Consider the following 22,228-nt stretch of genomic DNA (forward strand, 5'->3'; position numbering starts at 1 on the left):
CTTGAGCGCGACGTACCCTGCCTCAAGTCTTTCAAGATGTCCACTCGAAGAAGGATTCATGTTTCCTCAAACCCGAAGTCAGTGAACCTCAAGGTCCGGCAGTTTTCCGTCACGTCACGAACCGTCTTGTCTGATGCACCCTCGGGCAGCCGGGCGCTGACTTCGAGCGTGATCTCCACGTCGGCCCCGACGACGCCGGTCAGGTGTTGAACGACCTCTTCGGCGATGCGGGCCGCGTCGCGGCCCAAGCGGAGGGGGTCCACCTTTACCGAGCCGTGAAAGCGGCGCAGGACCGGTGCGGCGGGCACCGCCACGCCCGGTGTGCCGCCGAGGGAGACCTGATTCGAGTCGAACCCGTCCGAGTTGGGCTGGCCAGCGGGGACGGGAGAGAGGGGAGCAGGCCCCGCGACTGTCGTCCCTGCAGCAGCCGCTCGCTGCTCGGCCGCGAGTTGGGCGGCGGCAATGTCCGGCTTGACCAGCACGGCCCGGTCGTCGGCGATGACGCGGATCGTCGTTGCGGTGCGGAGACCCTGGTACCGCTTCTTCTGCTCATCCCAGCCTTCCGCATAGGCGAACGTCTCGCTCTGCCACATCAGGCTCGCCACGCCCTCCTGGATGGCGGCAAACAGCACGTTTTCGTCGCGAAGCCGGGGCAGGTAGAGGTAGCGGGCCATGTACTCGGCCAGCTGCTTCACGCCGACGTGGTTTCCGCTCCACAGCGGCACGCGATCGAGTTCGGTCCGCAGCCGCACGGCTCCCATCTGCACGAGCAGTGCTTCCTCGTTCTTCAACTTCTTTGCGGCCCTGCCGGCAAGGCTCTCCTGGCCCTGGAGCTTCAACTCGGTCCACGACGGCTCCCCCTTCGGGTCGGCCTGGCTGGGAACGAGAAGCCACTGATACGCCTCGGTAATCCGCAAATCGACCGCTTCGTTGGCGCCCTTGCGTTTCGTCTCGGCCTGGCGAGTCTGAAACTGGTCGAGGTTGAGCGGCACGCGCTCGTCCCAGATTGACGACCAGGCGAGGTACTGGCGAACCGCCTGCTCCAGTTCGCGCAGCCGGTTGATGTCCGGGGCGAGAAACACGAGCGTGTTCTTGTAGTTACGCGGGGACGATCCCCGCGATTCGAGAATGGCCGCGGCTTCCTTCCGCGCCGCGCTGATGCCGTTCTTGTTCGTGTGCGGGTAGTCCGGCCCCAGGATGACGAGGCGGGCCTCGCGTTCATCGGGAATGTCGCTGCTTGGCACGCAGGCATGGATCTTCGAGAAGTCGGCCCGCGTCCGCGCCTGGTCCCGCAGGCGCTTGACGATCTCGTCACTGATTTGGTCGTCGCTCTGCTGGCCGGCGCGGTCGTCCGCCAGTCGCGCCACGGTCGGCTGCGTGGAGTACCAATAGCGCTTGCCGTCCACGTACAGGTACGTGGCGCTGTCCGTGAGCCGCCGCAGTGCATCGCCGAAGGTCGCGACCGATTCACCGGGCTGCGCGCAGCCGAGCTTGATCTGTCGCTCGTCGATTCCGCGGTGCGCTGCCCTCATCGTTGGAGCCGAGCCCATGTAGATGGTCCGGGCCACGCGGCGCGTCGCCGAGTAGCGGCCGAGATTCGGGTTGTCACGGTCAAGCGCGAGCGGCAGCGAGTTCGCCCCGTCCACGTCCTTCTCGATCACCGGAATCCATTGATCTTCCAGGTATCGCGTCAACTCGAACTGCACGATCGGATCATCGACGGGCACGTTGCCGGGCATGATGAGCAGATTGCCGTCCTGGCGCTCCCATAGCGAGTGGATGACCGTCGCCATGAGGCGCAGCACGCCGCGGGTGCGCTGGAACTTGTCGAGCGTGGACCAGTCGTTGTAGAGCCGGTCGAACATCTCCGGGTGGATCGGGTAGGCCATCTTGATGCGGCGCTCGTAGTCGGCTTCGCGACACTCGGTCGGAAACTCCTGCTGCTGGGTGCCGTACCAATCGACGAACGCGCGAGCCACGGCGTCGCGGGCGACGAACTGGTCGCCGGAGAGCGGCTGAAACAGCCGCCGCCTCACGATCTCGAAGCCTTCGTCCGGGCTGGCCGGCCGCCATGATGCTTCGACACGCCCTACAGCGTTCTTGAGCCGGGCCAGCGCCTCGCGTCCGCGCTCGCCGCCGACTTCGATGTCAGTGACGGCTCGGTCGGCCCGCTGGTGCGGGCTCTCCGACGCGGGGATGCTCACGACGAGCAGCGTGTTCTTCGCTGCCTTCGCCGCTTCGCTGAGCGCCTGGGCGAAGGTGAACTGCGTGTCGAACGTGCCCGCGGGCAGATCGGCTGTGCCGTGAAGCTGCCGGGCATACGCGACCCATTCGTCGATCAGGATCAGGCACGGGCCGTACTTGTTGAACAATTCGGTCATCGTGGCGCCGGGATTCGTCGCCCGCTCGTCGTCCTCTTTGACGAGCTTGTAGCCCTCCTTGCCGCCGAGTTGCCAGGCGATCTCGCCCCAAAGCGTGCGAACCGTCGTGCCGTCCGGCTTCTTGTGCGGCTTGCCGGGTGAAATCTGCGTGCCGACGAAGACGGTTCGGCGGACGTTTTTGGGAAGCTGGATGCCGACAGCCTTGACCAACTCCTCGGCCCCCGGCAGGTCCGCCGGGGAAGCACCAGAGAACAGGTGGTACAGCGCCAGCATCGAGTGCGTCTTGCCGCCGCCGAAGTTGGTCTGAAGTTCGACGACCGGATCGCCGCCCTTGCCCGACAGCCGAAGCACGGCCTGCGAGAGCAGGCGGCGCAGGCCCTCGGTGATGAACGTTCGGCGGAAGAACTCGGTCGGGTGCTTGTACTCGTCCGAGCCTTCGCCTTGGTACACCTGCCACAGGTCGGCGGCAAACTCGGCCTGCTGATACCGGCCGCTCGCCACGTCAGGGTGAGGGGTGACAACCTCGCGCCACGGCTTCAACCCCCCCTGCGGCTTCCCTTCGGTCGGCTGGGCGGAGCGCTTACGCATTTCGGAGCGGCGCTGCTCGTCGAACATCGTGCGCATCAGGTCCATGCGCATGTGGCCGACTTCGCCGGCGGCGTCGGCGGCGGAGACGGCGTTGAGCAGGCGCTCCATCGAATCCAGCGCTCGGATGGCGTCGTTGCTGGTGAACTGCTCGTTGTGCGCCCACTGGTTGCGCACGCCGCGCAGCTCGCTGACGATGCTCCGCTCGGCCGGGCCGAGCACGTCGCGGAACACGGCGTTCCACTGGTCCCACAGGACGCCGAGCAAGGTCGCCGGGTCGTCCAGGTTAGCGGCCTGCGATTTGCCCCGCGCTCCGCGGTTGCCAGCTTCCGGCAACACGTTCTGCCAGTCATCGCCCAGGTGGGACTTCAGTTCGCGTTCGACGAACGGCCGCAATCCTGCCGCGAGCAGGTCCAGCCCCTTGCCGACACGTTCTCGATTGCTCACGGCCATAAGTCAGATCCCATCCTCAGAAGAGTTCACGCTGCGATTCAGGTTGCCGCACTCGGGCGGAAAGAGCAAGCTTGGAGAGTTCCGGCCAGGCGATCACGAGACTGTTGTAGGCCAGCGCCTCGTCGGCCCATTTCTTGCGCTCGCAGATCGAGTAGAGCCGGTAGGCCAGCTCGCGGGCGGTCTCGCCCATGCCGCCGAGGCGATTCAGCAGCTTGGCGGCTTCGGACTCGCCCTTGGTCTCCAGCGTCCGAATCAGGTGCTGCACCGTCTCCCAGTGGCGGAGACGGGCGTCGGTGGCGGGGTCCCAATTATCTGGGAGTTCGTCACGTCGCAGTAATCGCACCTTACCCTTAAGCCCTTTCGTTCGGAGGATTCCGGCCTCTTCGAGTGCGCTAACAGCCGTGTTCTTCGCCTTGCTCAGGGTCTCAGCGGTCCCGAAAGATTCCTCGTTCATGCCGAACTGCTCGAACCACGCCACCGCCCAACGCGTATCGGCGTCAAAATCGCCTTCCTGTTCTGTGAGCACTTCGTCAAGGACTTGATTGATGATTCCAAGCGCCGTGCGGACAGTCATTGGTCTGCCATCACTCTCGATCACTTTGGCATAGCGCGTGAAAATGGCCATACCCGGACCGATTGCTGCCTGAGCGAGATCCACCGGTGCAATGTTGCCGTGTTGGAGCATTTTGAGAGCGTTGGGCAGGTTGCCACGTAGGGCCGCTATGACGTCCTTGCGAGTCGCGAGCGGCGCGTCAGCGTGGCGAGGTCGGCAGGCGAGAACGATGTACGATGCGAGAGCATTCGTTCCCATCGCGACCATACGCCACTGCTGAGACGCTCGGACCGGCCAAGTCCCGGTGATCTGAAACCCGCTCGAGTTCAGCGCCTCAAGCAGCGTCTCCCAGCCCGTAGTAAGATCGATGCTTGAAGCATGGTCGTCTGTTGCTCCGCTGCTCTCGTCTTCCTGTTTGAATGCATAGTAGACGGTGAGCGGGAAGCGTGGGTCCATTTTCTCGCGCAGCGCTGTGAACGTACTCCGGAATCCGCTCTCGAAGTGTTGCTTTGCCTTCTCCTTGTCCCCATCAAATCGCTCTGGAGATGCCGTTAGCTCCTGGGCTTTGGGTACGAGGACTGTGCTGCACAGATCAGAATGAACAGTGCCAATCGATCGTCGAAGCCACACGTAGAAGAAATCAGACAGACCAGCGTAACTGATGTTGTCGTAGTAAGGAGGATCAGTGCTGACCAGGATTTTGGAGAGCCCATTCGCGCCGCTGGCGGCGTCTATCTGTCTTGCGTGACCCGTGCGCTGCGAGCCAGCGGTTAGGACCTGAATACAGCCAGCCACGTACTGACTGCAAGTGTGCCATGCCCCAACGGACTTTCCGAGGATGTTGGCCTCGGCAAAGTCCCAGACCATGGGAATGGCCTGCCGGGAGAATAGGTTCATGACCTTCTCGTTCGTGGGACTCCAGCGACAAAGCGAGTTATTGAAGTCGCAGCAGCGGTCCAGAGCCAACCCCAGGAACGTCGTAACGGTATTCGCATAACTCTTCGCATTGTCAGGCGCCATGCCAACGGCTTCGGCGTCGCGAATGATGTCGATGGCAACGTGTCCGACGCAGTCGGCGAGAACCGTGATTGCCACGAGCTGTCGAGACGTAAACAGTTGGTTGAAGCGAGTCACACCGTAGCCGATGCACCAGATGTTTCGCGGATCATGTGCCAGTTCGTCTTGCGGAACATTCGACGGTGCGGGTACGGAAGCGGCATTTACGTGGACTGTATTGATCGGTACATAGGCACGACCAGCCCGCGAGTCTGCCACAACCGCAAGGAGGGATTCCTTCAGACGGCCCGCCTTCGACTCCTCTTTGATGTGCTTGTCGCCAATGGGCTCGCCACTCAGCAAGCATCGGAACTTAGCACCGCGTCCAACTTTGGTGCCTGCGGCGACAGCCGCTCGATTTTCGGGAGGCCCGGTGCGAACATCAAATCGCCACGTGCCTTGCCCACGGTCAATGACAGGCGAGAGCCACGCAAGCGTTCCCTTCTTACTAGAAAGCCAATATGTGCTGATGAGCGGGACATGCTTGCCTTGAACAGCGGGATCGGGGCTGGCAACGGTACGCGCCCATATCCATGCGATTACATCTGCTTCGGCGCCGCCGTTCTCCTTGGGTAGGCGCACCTTCGGGTAAAGATGGCCGATCTTCTCATGGGCGCGGTCACTAATTAGCGCCGCGTAATACCGCACGTCGGCCGCCAATCCATGTGTACCACGCCAGGCATCTGCACCGCCAATGGTCTCTCGGTCCTCTGGGTTGACTGGGGGATGATTCGTCCAGCGGGGGGCCAGCTCAAGGTTGCACTTATTGAGCAGCACAGCGACTGGATTCAGGTCGGCGGCGTGCGCCTCTAATCCCAGACGGTTGGCCTCAAGCGGTATCGAGCCCCCACCGGCGAACGGGTCATAGACGGCGGGCAGCCTTCCGTCGCAGTGCTTCAACATCTCGGCGTGGGCCGCCTCGTAAATCTCCGGCCGATCATGCAGCCGCTTCTCCATCATGCTGCGGAGGATGTCGAAGAGACGCTCGCGTTCGGCGTTCTGCGCGTCCTCGGTCGGAAAGCGGTCCGGATGCTCGGACGGATCGTCCACCACGGAAGCAAAGAGCACTGCTCTGGCCGTAGGCAACGGAAGCCGCGCCCACCAGTGGTGGATGCCCTTCGGGTGCGGGCCGATGCCGGGCATCTTGTCGTAGGCCGACGCGTCGTTGATCTCCGGCAACGGCAGGGCCACTTCGATCAGCTTCTTGCGGTAGGATGCGGTCACGACTTCGGCTCCTCCGTCGGCGCGGTCGCGACAAGGTGCGTGACCTGCTCCAGTACCCAAACGCAGCGCGACAATCGCGCGATGACCAGCAGGATGCCGAGCACGCATCCGTACATGGCCCAAGCTGCCGGTGAGTTCTCCCGGTCGGCAATGAGGGCGACAAGCGCCGCTACCGCGGCGATGGCAAGCGCCCGGATCGTGGCCGTGAATACCCGCCAAAGCGTAGGGTAGTGTTTGCTCTTGCGGACAATGTCCAGTCGCTCGTGACCCGACAGGCCGAGCACGATGGACTCGGCCGTAATGGCGAAGCCGAGCAGAGAGCCGAAGATCGCGGCGAGCGTGCCGTAAATGGCGCTGCGGCGATCCTCCAAGATGTCGGCCACGTGAGCGTACCCGTTGTAGTATTCGGCCCATACCACGAACGCCACAAAGAACGCAAGCAATGCGACGAGCTCGCATCCCAAGAAGCAACGCCCCCAATATCCGGCGAATCGCTTCATTGGGCGACTCCCGCGGCGCGCTGGAGTTCATCGCGCAACTCATGGTGAGCGTTGGCGATGGCTTCATATGCCGAGTCAGCATCGAGGGCCTTCGAGCGACCGCCCTGGCTCACGATGCGCTTGACGGAGACCAGCTTGTCGCTGAGCAAGTCAACCTCGACGACTCGCTCGGTGTGCGTATCGACGCCGGCGACCACGAATCGCTCCGCTTCCTCGCGGAGGTCGGCGCGTCCGAGCAGATTGCGAGCGACGGTTCTGAGGTTCTGTCGCAAGCGTGATGCCCGTTGCCGATTGGTCCGTAGGACGACCTGAACGAGGTCAGCTTCTCCTGCGTCAGCAGCGGCCTGAAACGCGGCGCCGAGGCTGGCGTCGGCGTGGGCAATCGTGTCGGCGTAGGAGCGGCGGACCTTCAGGTCGAAGAGTCGCAATCCGCCCAGTCGATTGAGTTCGGCGAGAACGTCCTGGCGCAGGAGCGGCTCGATCGCGATGTCGGGCGGGATGCCCGGAACCCGTGCAGCCAGATAGGGACCGAGCCGCGTCGGGCGCGGGCCGTAGAAGTTGAACACGGCGCCGAGGATGTTTCGGGGGAAGAATGCAAGATGCGTCACCTCGGCCAGCCCGGAGTTTGGCGCGAGAGCCAGGTCGCTGAGGTTCCCGGCGTCCTCGACCTGTGGGAACCCGCCGCGACGGATCGTTCCGAGGCGCATGCACGGCTGCTGCCGACCGTTATCGATCCACGCGCAGAGCGACGTGTTGTCCGGGCCGGCGACGTATCGGCCGGCGGGTGTGTACGGAAGGCCGTCGATGTGCTGCAGAGCGCCGGCGGCGTCGAAGCGGACAGGCCTTCCCGCATTGTCTTGGCCGAGATTGACGCGATAGAAAAAGACGCGTCGCTCGACAGTTGTAGGCGCGGGTTGCTGGCGGCGGCGGGCCATCAAGAAGCCTCCCGGTTGTACGGCGTGCGCGGGCCGGATTGCGTGGGATTTGGGTCAGATTGGGGGCTTTGGCCCGACTCCTCCACGCAATCGGAGGGGCCGCAAACGCCTGAAAAACACGCATTTTCGAGGCCGAGGATCGCGATGGATTGCGGGGGAATTGCGTGGATCATCGTCTCCCTCCCGCAATCGGCGACTCGCCGCCCGGATACCAGCGGGCCGACCTGGTGGCCCCTACGGGGTGCGTCTTGCCCTCCCGGCGCAGCTCCTTCAGTAGGTCCTGAACCTGATTGCGCGTCAGGTCGGGAACGACGGCCATCAACTCGCTGAGCGAACAGCCGCTTTTCCGATTCGAGGTGATGTGACGCAGGAGCCGAGCCTTGCTCTGTTCGCGGATTGACACCCGATTGCGGGCGGCAACTGCGGACTCGCTTTCGGGCTGATACAGCTCCCGCGCGAGGATCGGCTTACCGCGGCCGATTCGGTCGAGGAGGCCCTTCTCGACCAGGGCCGGCACGTGCTTTTGCAGATCAGCCGAGAGGCGTTTGCCCTCCGCGACCGCCGACAGTACGAGGAAGTCGTGCGGATCGAGCGTATCAAGCGTCTCCTCGCCGATGCGCTCCAGGTACTTCAAGAATTTCTCGTCGCGAATCTCGCCGTCGAGGGTGAGCCAGACCTGATTGTCGTCGGAGCGAGAGTAGTCCGGCAGTCGCTTGCCGTGACGGACGCACTCCTCGACGATCCGGTCGGCGCCCTGGCCGGAGCGCTCAACCAGGCCGCAACGGGCGAAGGTCTCAGCAATGCGGCGATTGCGGGGCAACTGCTGGTCGAGGATATTGTCGGGCGTAATGCCGGGTGGAAACCCGCCGGGGCTGACGATCTCGATGTGACGCGGATACTGACGCACGAAGACCGACCCGGCGTGGCGGTAGTCACGGTGGCTGACGGCATTCAGCAACGCCTCTCGCACCGCGACCTCGCTGAAGGTCGGCACGGGGTGCATGACGAGGCGCTCCTGGAAGTGCTGCATGTCATTTCGCAGGTTCACCAGCTGCCACACCCGGTCATAAAAGTGGAAGAACCCGTGGCGGAACTCCTCGCGTTGATTCGCCGGACCGGGGCGGGCGTTCGCCCGGTACTCGAAAATGACCTCGGCCTGCGCGAGAAAGCGGCCGAGCGCTGCGCGCGTCCCGAGCAGGATGAGCGCCGCGTAAGTGATGCCGGCGGGCAGAATGAGTTCGGCATCCTGCAACAGTGCTTCGACGGGTCGCTTGGCGAGCCCCTTTGAGCCGGAATGCCTGCCCCAGCGGGTTCGGAAGGCCGTTATCGCGGCAGGGTCGAGGTCCGCGAGCGTCGCTTCGCGACAGACCTCGGCGGAGAAATCCAGTCCGGCCTCGTCGAAGATGCGCCGGAGCATGTCGGGCGTCATCGGGGCGAGGTCTTCGCCGGCGCGCATCCAGTACGCACCTTCGACGGCAATCGGTACTCCGATTGGTCGCGACGGCGCGGTAAAGACGACGACGCGACCGTCGGCGTGGGCGAGCTCCTGGGCGTCGATGCGAAGCCTGAGCCGTTCGATCAGTCCGGCCTTGGTCCGCTCCAGATCGTTGAAGACGTTGCTGCCGACAACCCTGCGGGGGCGTTTGTCCGTCACGCCGAGCACGATGGAGCCGCCGCCCTCATTGGCGAGCGCGGCGCAATACTTGACGAGCTTGTCGAAGTGGAAGTTGTTCTTGGCCTCCTTGAACTCAAGGTGCTCGTCTTCGCGGCTGGTGAGCCAGTGTTGTAGTTGCTGGAGAGTGACGCTCATGCCGGCGCCTCCGCTCCGGCCAAAAGCGCCGACAAGTCGTAATTCACGCTCGTGGCGTTGAAATCCGGCTCCGTCTGGAACGGTTGGCGGACGTACCGCACGTCGGCGGTGTGGTCCCCATCGATCACGGCGATGGCGAGGATGAACTCGTCGGGCTTGTTCAGCGCCGTGAGGATCTCATTCTTGGTGACGGTGACGGTCTTTGCGCCTTTCGCGCGCCCCTTGACCTCGATGAACCGCAGCAAGCCCGTGTCGGGAATGGCGGATTCGATGTCGTAGCCGAGATTCTGCGCGCTCACGTCGCGCGGGACGAAGCCGAGACGACGCTCGATCTCCGTCACGGCCTGCATGGCCAATCGTTCAGAGTGCTCAGTCTCGACGGCGAACGCCGGCGGAATGTCGGCGGTTTCGCCTTTGAGCGTCCGCACAAGACCGATGGGGAGCACGAGCGCGCCGCCGAGAACGATCGGCGGAAGTGCCGAGAGTTTGCGCTCCTGCTCGATTTCGGCGAGCCGCCGTTGCAAGCGGGCCGTCAGCTCGTCGGCGCGTTGTCGTGCGAGGCCGGAGTTGAGCTTGGCGTTGACCTTGCCGGCCAGCTCCTGGTCCTTGAGTTGGGCCGCCCTGTGGTCCCAGTAGTTGATCTCCTTTGTGAGCCGGTCCTGCACGGCGGCCTTGGTCTTGTCGAGCAACTCCTCCTTGCGGCGGCGGACCTCGTCAAGGTGCTGAGGAACCATGTGAATCGCGGCGTACTCCATCGCGCGTGATTCGAGGTCGCCACGAATCCAGGCCGGCATCGGCATGTCGGCAAGCGCTTTCGCCTCCTCGTCGGTCGGCGGGCGATAGTCGAGGTATGGTGCCGGTCCGGCATTGACCGCGTCGCCGTCGGCATCGATCTCGACGAACTGCAAACGCTTCGACACGACGCGCCGGTTGCCGGCGCGGTCGGTTCGTGCGTCCTGGATGGCATGCTCCAGATAAAGCAGCGTGCGCGGCTGCTCGCCGGGATCGATGTCGTCGATCAGGACGGCGCCGCGCTTGAGCAGGTCGCGGTGCCGCTCGACGATTAGGTCGAGCGTGGCATCCAGCAGCGGATGGCCGGGGCACACGAAAGCGGCCGGCGGTTTGCCCTGGACGCTGATGAGTCCCTTCTCGAAAGTAATGCGTTCATAGCGGGTGAGCACGGCCTCGCCGCGGCCAATCTGTCGGTCGCGGTTGCGGATCACGGCCGGTACGTGCTTGATTTCGTAGCGCTTCGGCTCGCGTTCGTGAATCGTCCCGCCGAGCAGCTTGAATGCCTCGATAAAGAAGGCGGCGATGAAGTGAGGTTGCAGGCGGCGGGCCTCGGCGCGTTCCATCTCCTGCCGAATCTGCCGAACCTTGGACACGTCCATCGCGTCGTGCGTGAGCGCCCTCCCCTCGACCAGCTCTTGCAGATGCTGGCGGTCGAGCGCCTTGTCCACGACCTGAAAGAGCCTTGCTCTGATCTCGGGCCGGTCGCCGTAGCGAACGGCCTCCAGCAGCAGGTCGCGCAACGGGCGATCGTCGAACGTCAGCTCCCCGAGCACGTCGAAGACCTGGCCGCCGAGCGCGCTGCGCTCCTCGTCGAGCTTCTCCAGCAGCCGGTAATAGACCTCGCCTTCGCGCGTGTCCTTGGCGACCAAGTTCCACAGGTGGCAGACCTCGGTCTGACCGATGCGGTGGATGCGGCCGAAGCGCTGCTCCAGGCGATTCGGGTTCCACGGCAGGTCGTAATTGACCATCAGGTGCGCGCGCTGGAGGTTGATGCCCTCGCCGGCGGCGTCGGTCGCCACGAGGATTTCGACCTCCTTGTCGTGCGTGAAGGCCTCCTGAGACTTGCGGCGCTCCTCGCGGCCGATGCCGCCGTGGATGATGACCACGGCTTCGGGTTTGCCGATCAGCGCACCGATTCTTTCTGCAAGATAGTTCAGCGTATCGCGGTGCTCGGTGAAGATGACGAGCTTCCGGCGATGGCCGTGCGCGTCAAACATCTCGGAGTTGTTCTGCAGCAGCCGGGACAGTTCATCCCACTTGCGGTCCGTGCCCGATTGGCGGACGCGAAGCGCTGCCCGCTCCAAGTCTTGCAACTGTGCGATCTCGGCCTTGAGTTCCGCAATCGTGCGGGCGGCGGACGCCTGATCGACCACGCGCTCTTCGGTGTCCTCGACCTCCTTGTCCGGGGCGTCGTCAAGGTCGTCCATCTCATCGGCAGTGAGCGCCGGCAGTCCGGCCGTCAGGTCGATGCCGGCCTCCGCGCCGCGCTTGAGCAACTGCTCTTCGCGGAGGCGCTTCTCCAGCCGCTCACGCCGACGGCGGAGCGATTGATAGATGGCCTCGGGAGAGGAAGCGAGGCGGCGCTGCAGAATCGTGAGCGCGAATCCGACCGTGCCCTTCCGGCCTTCGTTCTCCAGCGCCTCGGCGCGGTTGAACTCCTCGCGGACATAGTCGGTGACCTGCTTGTAGAGGTCGGCCTCGGCGTCCGACAAGGCATAGTTCACCGTGTAGGCGCGGCGCTCGGGGAACAGGGGCGTGCCGTCGAACTTGAGCAACTGCTCCTTGACCAGGCGGCGCATCATGTCCGTCGCGTCGCTCATGTGAACGCCGTCACGGAACTTGCCCTCGAAGCGGTCGCCGTCCAGGAGCGCCATGAAGAGCTGGAAGTCGGCTTCCTTTCCGTTGTGCGGCGTGGCCGTCAGCAACAGGAAGTGCCGCGTCAACGGCGAAAGGGCCTGACCCAATCGGTATCGCTTCGTGTACTTGACCTCGTTGCCGAAATAGGTCGCGCTGAGCTTGTGGGCTTCGTCGCACACGATCAGATCCCAGTCGGTCAGATTGAGCTTTGACTGGGTGTCCTCGTCGCGGCTCAGCTTGTCGAGCCGGCAGATGGCCAGCGGGGTCTCCGCAAACCAGTTGCCCGTGCGGGCGGCTTCGAGCGCGTCGTTCGTCATGATGTCGAAGGGCAGGTGGAACCGGCGATCCAGTTCGTCCTGCCACTGCTCGACCAGGTTGCCCGGGCAGACGATGAGGCAGCGTTGGAGGTCGCCGCGGGCGATCAGTTCCTTGATGAGCAGACCCGTCATGATCGTCTTGCCGGCGCCCGGGTCGTCTGCGAGCAGGAACCGCAGCGGCTGGCGGGACAGCATCTCGCTGTAGACCGCCGTGATCTGGTGCGGCAGCGGCTCGACTAGGGACGTGTGAACGGCGAGCAGCGGATCGAAGAGATAGGCCAGCCGGATACGGTTGGCCTCGGACAAGAGCCGGAACAAGCCGCCATCGCCGTCGAAGCTCCACGGGCGCCCGGTCTCCACCACTTCCAGCGTCGGTTCGCGGTCGCGGTAGAGCAATTCGTTGCCCAGCCTGCCTGCGGCGTCCTTGTACGTGACCTCGATGGCAACCGTCCCGATCCAGCGCACGTCACTAATGGTGACGAGCGAGTCCGGGAGGATGCCTCGCACGGCCGCGCCGCGCGTGATGGATTCGAGCGTCGTCATGCGTCAGTGGCCCTCCCCTCGTGCCGAGTCGGACGGGCGCCGGTCCTTGCGGTCGGCCTTTCCCTGGACAAGGACATATCGCCATCCGTTGTCGCCGCGCTCGGCCCGGATGTCGTGGCCGCGCTGGCGAAGGGCGGTCACGTCGCGCGAGACGGTCGGAATCGACACGCCGAGTTCCTCGGCCAAGCGCGGGGTCGAGTAGCTGCCCTTGCGGATCATGCCGAGCACGGCCTCCAGTCGGCGTTCTATTTCGAGGGATCGTTGGTAAAGCATCCGCGGGGCCTCCTGACCGCCGCTACCTGTCTATCGGAGCATGATAGACATGTCAACCGGCCTGCTCGGAGGGGGGTAGAGGGTGAGGCTTGGAGCGGGAGAGGGGCCGCGTCTCCCGCTCCATCCAACGTGGTCCATGCACTGGCTTTCCGACAGCGGTGCCGCCGGCACGGGCTGAACGCCCCCGATCGGCCCGCGGCCGACCGACAGAAAGACACCCCGGCGGTACCCCGCCGGGGTGTCGGAGAGTCAGGCCGCCTGGGCCTGCTCGGCGGCGGCGCCGTGCAGCGCCGCGATGATCTCGGCGGCGACGTGCTGGATGCGGTCAAGGGACTGCGCCAGCGTCTCGGTCTTGCCGTCGAAGAGCTGGATGTAGTCGCTGGCGGCGGTGCCGGCCTCCAGGCCGATCGCCTGGCAGACGACGAAGGCGACCGCCTCGGCCTCGGTCTCGCGGACGGTCTTGCTGGCCGGGCGGTCCTCGCCGCGGTGGAGCAGCTCGTGGGCCAGTTCGTGGGCGAGGACGGAGAACTCGACGGCCGGCTCCAAGTCTGGGTGGATGCTGATGCGGCCGCCGCGGGAGACGCCCAGGGCGTCGTGTGGCACATCGATGTGGTCAAGCGTGATGCCGCGCTCGGCGATGAGCGCCTTGAGGCGGTCGGTGTGGTGACGCGGGTCGCCGTTGACGCGCGCCGGCTCTGCAAGAGGTTCACCGTCGGTTGACGCCACATCAAAGACGTACACCGCTCGAAATCGCAGCACGGGCTTCGGCTCCTCGGCGCCGTCGCTGTCCTGCTCGTCGCGCTTGCGGATGAGCATCGGTGCGATGATGACGATGCCCTTCTCGCCCTTGCGGACGAAGCGGCCCATCTGCCGCCAGGTGTGGAAGCCGGCGACATGCGTGGCGTCGGGCTTCTGCGCGAGGATCATCAGCACGTTCCCGAAGCTGTACTTGTGGAACTTCGCCAGCATGGCGAGGTAGCGGGTGAGCGCCTCGCTCTTGCCCTTGGCGAGTGCGTCGGCGAGTTGTTCGAGGGCCTGGTCGGCGATCTTCTTTGCTTGTTCGGCTTTCATGGTTCTGCTCCTTGTCGGGCCCCGCGACGTGCGGTCCCTTCGCCAGGCACGAGGGACCACGTCGGGGGTGACAAGGAGCAAGCGGCGCGACGGCCGGCGGCCCGCCGGAGAGTCCCGCGTCAGCGGAGCAGGCCGAATGACGGAGCGCACCCGCAGGGCGCGTCAGCGGCGACGGCGTGAGGCGTGCAAGACTCGGAGGCGGGAAGCGAAGCGGCGACGGCCGGGAGCGCCGCGGATGAAAGCCGGACAGGCGGAGCCGGCCACGTCCCATGACACCTGCCCGAGGCAATCGCGGCGTGAGGCGTGCTGAAACCGTGCTCGACACGTTCCAGCAGCACCGGCAGATCGTCCGTAAACACTGACAAGGCAGTTGGTTAGACATTGCAGCGCGAGTTTCTGCATGTCGTGCGGTTGACAATGGCAGAATAATCGCATACCATGCGGTATCGAAGTTCTGAAAACCGCAAACGAATCAGGAGGCAGTTATGGACGAATCAGGACGGGTCAGGCTGACGCTTTCGCGGCTGCGCCAAGCCGCGGGTAAGTCACAGGCAGAGATCGCGGAGCGGCTCGCGGCCGGCGCCAGCGCCAGCCGGGTTTCGCGGCTCGAATCGGGTGAACTTCGGCTGTCGGTTGAGGAAGCCAAGGACTTCGCGCGGGCAATCGGCACGCCGGAGGCGGCGGAGTACGCGGAGTACCTGGGCCAGGAATGGTTCATCCTGGAGCGGCCGGGATTCGAGCATGCGAATCGACACTCGCTCTGGGAGGCAGAGCAGGCCCTGCAACGGCTGAAGTCGCTCCAGGACGATCCGGACACGAAGAATGTGCTGCTGAAGCAGGTCGAGTCGTGTCGCGAGGCGCTGCTGCGGACGGCGCGCTTCCTGGCGAGCACCGAGCACCCCATTGCGCTGATCGGGAGTCCCGGCGTCGGGAAGACAACGCTGATCTGCGCGCTGGCCAACCTTCGGGACGAGAGCGTGAATGAAGACGATCTGGAGCACCAGATGGTCTTGCAGACCGGCGGCGGCAGGACGACCATCTGCGAAGTTCACGTCCGGTCCGGCGGCGAGTACGCGATCTCCGTCGATCCATGCACGGACGAGGAGATGCGCCAGTTCGTGGCGGAGTTCTGCGACCATATCGCAAAGTTGGCGTCGGACGAGGGCACGGGTTCCTCGGAAGCCGCTGGTCTGAATGCCGAGATTGACCGGGCACTCCGGAACATGACCGGACTCGCGCACAAGCGCGTCAAGTCGGGAGACGGCAAGCTGCGGTACGAAGATCCCGCGAAGGAACTGGCGCTGAAGTATCCGAACCGGGAGGATCTCCAGGCGCAAGTGTTTGCTCGCCTGGAACTCCATCGACGACGGAGAGCCTCGGTGAGCTGGTCGCGTGATACTGGAATGACGGGGTTGCAGTGGCTGGGACGCACGTCCGCGAAGATCAACTACGGGCATCATCCCGAGTTCTCGATGCCGCGGCGTATCGAAGTAAGCCTTCCCGAGCGGATACTCGCCGAAGAACGGGTAGACCTGCGGCTGATCGATACGCGGGGAGTGGACGAGCCAAAGGCGCCGCGGCGGGACTTGCAAGCGTACCTGGACGATGAATCGGCGGTCGTGGTGTTCTGCTCGAAATTCAACGATTCGCCGGACGCGGCGATGCTCGACGTGATCGAGCGTGCCGTGCAGGGCGGTTTGGGCGACGCGATCTCCGAGCGCGGTGTGTTCGTAGTGCTGCCCCGGGGAGGCGAGGAAACCAAGGTACGCGATCAACAAGGCAACCTTGCCGGGAACGTGGAAGACGGGCGGCTGATCAAGTCGGATCACATCCGGAGTACCCTCGCACGGCAGAGGCTGCCCGAGCTTCGCGTGGAGTTCACGGATGTGACGGTGCCTGCCGACTGCGAACAACTGCAACAGCGGCTGATCGAGACCGTGTTCGCACAGCGAGACAAGGCGGCACAGCGCATTTCGTCGCTCGTGCAGACGGTTGATCACCTGATCGTCAACCGGGAGAACGAGGCCGTTCGCGCCGCCCTGGAGGAAGTCGGCCGTCGCGTCCACGTTTGGTGTCGCGCGAACGAGTCCATTCCCGACGGCGAACCGCATGTCGAACAGGCGCTCCTCGTCAACATGGACCAGCTTCGGTATGCCTCAAGTCTTCGCGCATCCGTGAACAGGCGAGGCGATTGGTACAACTTCGACTACTGGCACGGATTGGGCTACGGGTCGAGGCGTGAGGCCGTGGCCCGCACGGCGAAACAGGTTGCGGAGTTGAAGGCGATTCTCAAGAACCTGTCCGAGGACGACAACCTGGCGGATGCTCATGGCTTCATTTCGCATTTGTCCGCCGAGGTCGCGTCGGCGGTGAACGAGTTCTTCCAGGACATCCAGTCGGTCGGCGAGGCGGCGTTCGGCGACCAGCTTCGCGAAGACGCCGGCTACTGGCAACGTTGCCGGGATCGCTGGGGCGGCGGCGCCGGGTACAAGATGGAGATCCGTCAATGGACCGACGAGTGGTTCTCGGCAGAGCGGCGCGCGGAAAGACGGAAGTTCATCGAAAGCGAGCTGCAGCAGCGGTGGCGCAAGGTCGTGGACAGCCTTCGGTCTCGGGTCGCGTCTGCGTCTCCGGCCGCGGCAGTTGCGTGACGGGTGCCGCAAATCGCGAACCGCACCAGCACCTATCGGCTGGGAGCATTCTCGGTGACCGGGCATCGCCTGGAGCGACGCTCATCGGCAACGTGTTCCCGGTACCGCTTCGAGCCTCGCTGTAGCACGCCTGTGCCGAAGCCGTTCAGGCCCGGTAGTCCGGGGATGGCGAAGGCGTCCGGTTCGTGCGAGGGGCGAGTGTCTTCGGCGTCGGAGACAGTCGGGTCGTCAGCAGAGCGCGCCTCTGCATGGCGACGAATGCGGGTGGTGACCGGCTCCTCCGCGTCGAGGCGGCGGGTGGCGCTCCGTTCGGCCGGCGTTTCGACGGTGTGGGCCGCCTTCAGTGTCTTGATCCCTTCGGCCAGTTCAGCGGCCGTCGATGCTGGAGTTCCGGTGGACGGCTCGGCCGTCATGCCGGCGAGACTGGCCTTGAGCCGGTCGCGCAGCGCCGTCAGCTCGTCCTGGTAGGACTCGTGGTCGAAGGGCCTGCCGATGCGGGCCTGGTAGTCGCGGAGCTGCGACTCGGCGATGGAGCGGTCCTGGCGGAGCCGGGATATGTCGCTGTCGTAGCCGGCGCTGACGCGGTCGAGTGCGTTGAGGACGGCGCGCGGGCCGTGGCTGCCGCGGGTGAGCCGGTCCGTCCGGGTCGTGGCACCTTCGAGGTAGACCTCCGGCGGGAAGTGCGGGCTGAGCACAAGTCCAAAGCGCAGGCCCCGGTATGCGCCGAGCGGGACGCGCTGTTCCTCGCCGACGGTCTGCGGCAGCGCTTCCAGGCGCTTGCCGAGCACGGCCATTGCGTCCTCGCGCGGGAAGGCGCGCTCGCCGATGACGATGTCGTCGCCGGCGTGGGCGGTGACGGTCGCCCGGTCGGCGTCGAGGCTCGCTAACCGCTCGGAAAACCTCGCGATTCTGCCCGGCAGGTCGCCCACGTTGCGGCGGGCGACGTACTGCTCGTCGAGGTGGTTCTTCCGCAGCAGCGCCAGCCGCTGCAACTCGGCGTCGGCCTCGGCGAGCGTAAGCACGGCCGGATTGCCGGAGGCGATCGCCTTCACTTCCGCGTAGGAAAGTTCCTGCCCGCCCACGTCCTCGGCGCGGCGGGCGGCGTTGTGGCCGGTGATGACCTGGCCGATGAACCGGGCCTTGGTTTCGAGGGCCTGCCACATGTAGGCGTCGAACGAGCCTTCGGTGACGTAGCGGTACACGGCAACTTCTTCGTTGGTATTGCCCTGCCGCAGGATGCGGCCTTCGCGCTGCTCGACCTCGGCCGGCTTCCACGGGGCGTCCAGGTGATGCAGGGCGACCAGGCGCTGCTGCACGTTCGTGCCGGTGCCCATCTTCTGCGTGCTGCCGATCAGCACGCGGACCGTGCCGTTTCTCACCTTCTCGAAGAGGGCCTGCTTCTTCGCGTCGGAGTCGGCGTCGCCGATGGCGGCGACCTGTGAACGCGGGATGCCGGCCGCGACGAGCTTCTCCGTCACGTCGTCATAGACCGAGTAGCCCCACGGCGTCGGGTTGACGCCCATGTCGCAGAAGATCATCTGCGTGCCGCGCGTCGCGGCGGTCTTCTGCCAGATGTCGGCGACGTTCTCGACCAGGCGGTTGACCTTCGAGCCGGGGAAGTCGGTCGCGGAAGCCGAGAGCAGCCGCGCGTCGGTGGCGAGCTTGCGGCCGTCGGTGGTGATGGCCAGCGCATTGTCCTCGCGCGGGTCCACCTTCTCCGTCCGCAGCCGCTCGTAACGCGCGACGAGCTGGTCCTGGAGGGTGTGCTGCTCGGCGGACATCGGACAGGCGACGACGATCGGCTTGCCGGTTTCGAGTTTCGGCGTCGGGAGGTTGAGCATCCCGGCGGTCTGCACGTCGGCAAACGCCCGGAACATCTGCTGGAGTTCCGGCAGGTTGGTGAACTTTGCGAACCGGCTGCGCGGGCGCAGCGACGCCCCGTCCGGCGAAATCTCCATCGTGTCGATGACTTCACCGAACGTGGCCGCCCAGGCGTCGAAGTGTTCCAGCCCACGGCTTTTGAGTCCCGCCGGGTCGAGGAAGCGCTGCATGGTGTACATCTCGACCATCGTGTTCGATACCGGCGTGCCGGTGGCGAAGGTGACGCCGTGGCCGGGATGCCGCTCGCCCAGGTAGCTCGCCTTCATGTACACGTCGAAGGCGCGTTCGCTGCCGCCGGTCTGGATGCCGGCGACGCGCTCCATCTTGGTCGGCGTCTCCAGGTTCTTGAAGTAGTGGGCCTCGTCGATGAAGACGTGGTCCACGCCGAGCTCGTCGAAGACGAGGCCGTCGTCCTTCTTCTCGCGGGCCAGCAGGTCTTTCAGGCGCTCGACGCGCGCCGCCTTCTGCTTCTCGATCTGCTTGATGATGTTGCGGTTCGACCCCTTGGCGCCGGCGTGCTCGATCAGCAACCGGTCGTACTCGGCGATCTGTTCGGTCAGAAACTTCTCCTGGTACTCCCGCGACATGCCGATGCGCTCGAACGACGAATGCGTGACGAGGATGCCGTCCCAGTCGGCGCTGGCGATCTTGGCGGTGAGCAGCTTGCGCCGGTCGCGGCGCAGGTCGTCCTTGGTGGCGACGAGCAGTTTCGCGTTGGGATAGAGTTGCATGAACTCGCGGGCGAACTGCTCCAGCAGGTGGTTGGGCACGACGTACATCGGCTTGCGGATGAGCCCCGCCTGCTTCATCTTCATGCCGGTGGCGGCCATCGTGAACGTCTTGCCGGCGCCGACGGCGTGAGCCAAGAGCGTGTTGCCCGCGCTCATGCCGCGCCACACCGCGTCGCACTGGTGCGGGCGGAGCGTGATCGCCTGGTTCATGCCGGGGAAGTCGAGATGCGCGCCGTCGAAGAGGCGCGGCCGCAGGTTGTTGTAGGTGTCGTTGTAGATGCGGACCAGCCGCTCGGTGCGTTCGGGATCGGCGAAGACCCAGGCGCGGAAGCGCTCCTTGATGAGCTTCTGCTTCTCGCGGGCGGCCATCGTCTCGTCCTGGTTGACGACGCGCTCTTCCCTGTCGCCGTGGTCGATCACGTCGTAGATGGTCGGCGACTTCATGTTGAGCGCCAGTTCCAGCAGCCACGTGCCGTTGGCGCGGCCGGTGCCGTAGTCGGAGGTGGCGGCAACGGACTGCTTCGCCGCGTAGCCGGCGTCGAGATTCCACACAGCGTCCTTGGCAAGGTGCGCCACGGGCACGGCTTCGGGCGCAACATGGAACAACTCGGCCGCGAACGCCTGGATGTCGCTTGCGGGTATCCACGGCGCGCCGAGATTCGCGTCGATGTCGCCGGGCAGCACGTCCTCGGGCTGCACGCGGCGCAATGCCTCGGCGTTGCGGGCGTATTTCGGGCCGGCTCGTTCGGCCACGGCGAGCTTGTGGCGGACGTTGCCCGACAGGTACTCGTCGGCCGTCCGCCACTGCTTCGACTCCGGGTCGTGGTAGATCAGGTCGCCCAGTTCGGCGATGACCTGCTGTTCCGGTTTCCCGTACAGCGCGGCGATGAACGGCAGGTCAACCCTGCCCTTCTGGTTGAGCGAGACGAGCAGCCCTTCCTCGGCGCTTCGGACCTGCGTGACGGGCGGAGTGCGGCCGACCACGTCGCGGCTCATGATCGCGGCCTTGGCCGCCTTGCCGGTGACCTCGTCGTAGTCTTCCAGCGACATGACCAGCATGGCGTCCGGGTCTTCGATGAACTTCACGAGGTTGGGCCGGCGGCGGATGACGCTGCCGTCGCGCGTCTCGCTGAAGCTGGTCTTGTTGATCGGGCCGTAGGCGCGCACGAACCGGTCGTAGGCGAGGTTCAGTTCGCGGCGGGCCTCGTCGCGGTGTTCCGCAGGCCAGCCCTCGTTCTGCGACGCAAGCACGCGGCGGGCGCGGTCGCGGATGTCGATGAGCGCCGCCATGCGCTTACCGGTCAGCGTGCCGCCTGCCTTCAGTGCCGCGCCGCCGTGGACGACGGGGACGGCCTGGCCGCCGGCGACCTGGTAGATGCCGCGGTCCTCGCCGACGAAGAAACTGCCCTCGTCGATGTGGCGCTCGGGCGGCGGCGGCGTGAATCCGCCTTCGCCAAGGCTCCGGCCTGACGAGCGTCCTGGTTCTGGCGTCGCCAGGATCGGAGTGAACTGCGGCAGTCGCTGAATGGCGTCGTTGAGTCTCGCGGCAAGGTCGCCGCCGCCGCGGACGCTGTAGCCCTCGCCGTAGAGCGTGTCCTTGCGGCTCCACTCGCCCAGCACCATCTCCGGGTGATTCAGGAAGTAACGGTTGACCGGGACTACCACGCCCTCGACGGCAAGCGGCGCAACGCACAGCCAGTCGGGGTCTACGTGATGCTCCGGCTCGCCAAGGGCGCGTTTGCGAAGAAACAGGATGTCGGTGACGACGGACGTGCCCTCGCGCTTGAAGGCATCGGACGGCAGGCGTATCGCCCCGACGAAATCGGCCTTGGAGGCGAGGGACTCGCGGAGCGCGGCGTTCTGCTTGTCGAGGGTGAAGTGCGACGTGACCACGGCGAGCACGCCGCCGGGCTTGAGCGCGTCCACGGACTTGGCGATGAAGTAGTCGTGCAGAGCGAGCTTCCGCCCGTGATAGTCGAGCCGGATGTCGGCGAAGGGGACGTTGCCGACCACGGCGTCGATGCCGCCCTCGGGGAGCTTGGTGTCGCGGAAGTTCTCGATGCGGATGTCGTGCTGCGGGTGCAGCGCCCGGGCGATACGCCCGGAAACCGAATCCAGCTCGACGCCGATGAAGCGCCGGCGGCCGCTTCCCTGCCGCATGAACTTGCCGATGCCGCAGCCCGGTTCGAGCACCAGGGCGTCGTCGGGTGCGCCCAATCGCCCGATGGCGTCGTGAATAGCCGCGATGACGGTGGGCGAGGTGTAGAAGGCGTTGAATGTGGTCCGCTTGGCGCTCTCGTACTCCTCGGGAGACAGCAGCGCCTTCAGCTCCTCGCCGAGCACCTGCCAACCGGCGTCTTTGAACCGCCCGGTCACCGGGTCGGGGAAGATCGAAAGCGCCACCGGGCCGAAGCCGGGGAACCTGGCGAGGATGCGCTTCTCGTCGGCCGTTGCCGGCCGCCCTTCCCGCTCAACCGCCTGCAATGTGCGGATGGCGGCGAGGATGTCGCGGGCCTTCTCCTTCTCGCCGCTGGCGATTTGGACGACCGGGGCGGGCGTGTCGCCGGGTGATTGGTCTTCGGCCTCGGCGGGATGCGGAGTCTCGACGGCAGGTC

At 65.3% G+C, this 22,228-nt stretch carries 10 protein-coding genes; 1 reads left to right on the plus strand and 9 read right to left on the minus strand.

Annotated features, from left to right (window positions below; translation table 11 throughout):
• Positions 1 to 56: 56 nt before the first annotated feature.
• From IT430_09285 to IT430_09320, 8 genes are all read right to left on the minus strand, one after another.
• On the minus strand, positions 57 to 3,419 hold the full coding sequence (locus tag IT430_09285) for a DUF499 domain-containing protein (GenBank protein MCC6908120.1): 3,363 nt from the start codon (positions 3,417 to 3,419) through the stop codon (positions 57 to 59).
• A 16-nt stretch (positions 3,420 to 3,435) separates the two neighbouring features.
• Positions 3,436 to 6,252 carry a DUF1156 domain-containing protein gene (locus tag IT430_09290; protein MCC6908121.1) on the minus strand — a complete coding sequence of 939 codons (2,817 nt, stop codon included), beginning with the start codon at positions 6,250 to 6,252 and terminating at the stop codon, positions 3,436 to 3,438.
• Entirely contained in the window at positions 6,249 to 6,752 is a 504-nt protein-coding gene (locus IT430_09295) for a hypothetical protein (protein ID MCC6908122.1), read from the minus strand. Before IT430_09295 ends, IT430_09290 begins: the two co-directional genes overlap by 4 nt.
• On the minus strand, positions 6,749 to 7,687 hold the full coding sequence (locus IT430_09300) for a hypothetical protein (GenBank protein MCC6908123.1): 939 nt from the start codon (positions 7,685 to 7,687) through the stop codon (positions 6,749 to 6,751). The genes IT430_09295 and IT430_09300 overlap by 4 nt, the downstream gene beginning before the upstream one ends.
• Positions 7,688 to 7,856: 169 nt before the next feature.
• Positions 7,857 to 9,497 carry a putative DNA binding domain-containing protein gene (locus IT430_09305; GenBank protein MCC6908124.1) on the minus strand — a complete coding sequence of 547 codons (1,641 nt, stop codon included), beginning with the start codon at positions 9,495 to 9,497 and terminating at the stop codon, positions 7,857 to 7,859.
• Positions 9,494 to 13,006, minus strand: a complete 3,513-nt coding sequence (locus tag IT430_09310; protein ID MCC6908125.1) for a DUF3883 domain-containing protein — start codon at positions 13,004 to 13,006, stop codon at positions 9,494 to 9,496. The genes IT430_09305 and IT430_09310 overlap by 4 nt, the downstream gene beginning before the upstream one ends.
• Positions 13,007 to 13,009: 3 nt before the next feature.
• Positions 13,010 to 13,279, minus strand: a complete 270-nt coding sequence (locus tag IT430_09315; GenBank protein ID MCC6908126.1) for an HTH domain-containing protein — start codon at positions 13,277 to 13,279, stop codon at positions 13,010 to 13,012.
• 249 nt (positions 13,280 to 13,528) lie between these two features.
• Positions 13,529 to 14,350, minus strand: a complete 822-nt coding sequence (locus IT430_09320; GenBank protein MCC6908127.1) for a hypothetical protein — start codon at positions 14,348 to 14,350, stop codon at positions 13,529 to 13,531.
• Between the two features lie 485 nt (positions 14,351 to 14,835).
• Here IT430_09320 and IT430_09325 point away from each other — a divergent pair, with 485 nt between their 5' ends.
• The gene (locus tag IT430_09325; GenBank protein MCC6908128.1) at positions 14,836 to 17,001 is read left to right on the plus strand and encodes a helix-turn-helix domain-containing protein; all 2,166 of its coding nucleotides are present in this window, start codon (positions 14,836 to 14,838) and stop codon (positions 16,999 to 17,001) included.
• Between the two features lie 32 nt (positions 17,002 to 17,033).
• On the opposite strand, the gene IT430_09330 is transcribed toward IT430_09325, so the two are convergent.
• Positions 17,034 to 22,097: a DEAD/DEAH box helicase family protein gene (locus IT430_09330; GenBank protein MCC6908129.1), complete on the minus strand. Its 5,064-nt coding sequence runs from the start codon at positions 22,095 to 22,097 to the stop codon at positions 17,034 to 17,036.
• Positions 22,098 to 22,228 lie beyond the last annotated feature (131 nt).

This window comes from Phycisphaerales bacterium (assembly GCA_020852515.1).
Taxonomy (GTDB): domain Bacteria; phylum Planctomycetota; class Phycisphaerae; order Phycisphaerales; family UBA5793; genus UBA5793.

What these genes read in the sequence shown, in the direction of transcription:
- IT430_09285 (MCC6908120.1), bottom strand. Translation starts at nt 3,419, where the DNA reads ATGGCCGTGAGCAATCGAGAACGTGTCGGCAAGGGGCTGGACCTGCTC.
- IT430_09295 (MCC6908122.1), bottom strand. Translation starts at nt 6,752, where the DNA reads ATGAAGCGATTCGCCGGATATTGGGGGCGTTGCTTCTTGGGATGCGAG.
- IT430_09300 (MCC6908123.1), bottom strand. Translation starts at nt 7,687, where the DNA reads ATGGCCCGCCGCCGCCAGCAACCCGCGCCTACAACTGTCGAGCGACGC.
- IT430_09305 (MCC6908124.1), bottom strand. Translation starts at nt 9,497, where the DNA reads ATGAGCGTCACTCTCCAGCAACTACAACACTGGCTCACCAGCCGCGAA.
- IT430_09310 (MCC6908125.1), bottom strand. Translation starts at nt 13,006, where the DNA reads ATGACGACGCTCGAATCCATCACGCGCGGCGCGGCCGTGCGAGGCATC.
- IT430_09315 (MCC6908126.1), bottom strand. Translation starts at nt 13,279, where the DNA reads ATGCTTTACCAACGATCCCTCGAAATAGAACGCCGACTGGAGGCCGTG.
- IT430_09320 (MCC6908127.1), bottom strand. Translation starts at nt 14,350, where the DNA reads ATGAAAGCCGAACAAGCAAAGAAGATCGCCGACCAGGCCCTCGAACAA.
- IT430_09325 (MCC6908128.1), top strand. Translation starts at nt 14,836, where the DNA reads ATGGACGAATCAGGACGGGTCAGGCTGACGCTTTCGCGGCTGCGCCAA.